This is a genomic window from Oleiphilus sp. HI0117, from assembly GCF_001635235.1.
Genome location: NZ_LWGA01000575.1, coordinates 1 through 612 on the forward strand (window position 1 = coordinate 1; position 612 = coordinate 612).

Consider the following 612-nt stretch of genomic DNA (forward strand, 5'->3'; position numbering starts at 1 on the left):
CTGGCAGGGTGAGCCTAGATTAAAAGCACTGTGCGGTGGCGAAGCATTGCCATTGGATTTAGCTGAAGAGCTACTTCAACGCTGTAGTGAGCTTTGGAACATGTATGGCCCAACTGAAACCACCGTTTGGTCTAGCTGTGCCCAGATTACACAAACCCAAACACCGCCTGGATTGGGCTTACCTATCGCCAACACTCAGTTATTTGTGCTGGATGAGCAGCTGCGTCCTGTCCCGAACGGCATCGCTGGCGAACTGTACATCGGTGGTGACGGTTTGACCTTAGGCTATAACAATCGTGACGAATTAACCCGGAAGGTCTTTATTCCAAACCCCTTTGGAGACGGCCAACTCTATCGCACCGGTGACAAAGTACGCTACACCCACGACGGCACCCTTATGTATATGGGACGACTGGATCAGCAAGTCAAAGTACGCGGCTACCGAATAGAACTGGGGGAAATTGAGACGCTTATGCGCCAACACGACGCCATTGACGACTGCGCCTTAAGCGTACGAGAAGTCCGTGCCGGCGATACGCGGCTCATCGCTTATGTTGTATGGAAGAATAGCCCGATTAGTCTCAGTGAACTTCGTGAGCACCTGCGACAGCA

General features: G+C 52.1%; 1 protein-coding gene. It reads left to right on the top strand.

Annotated elements, in window-relative coordinates:
* Nucleotides 1–612: AMP-binding protein (locus A3757_RS06285; RefSeq protein WP_156506227.1), on the top strand; the 612-nt coding region annotated here is incomplete at both ends.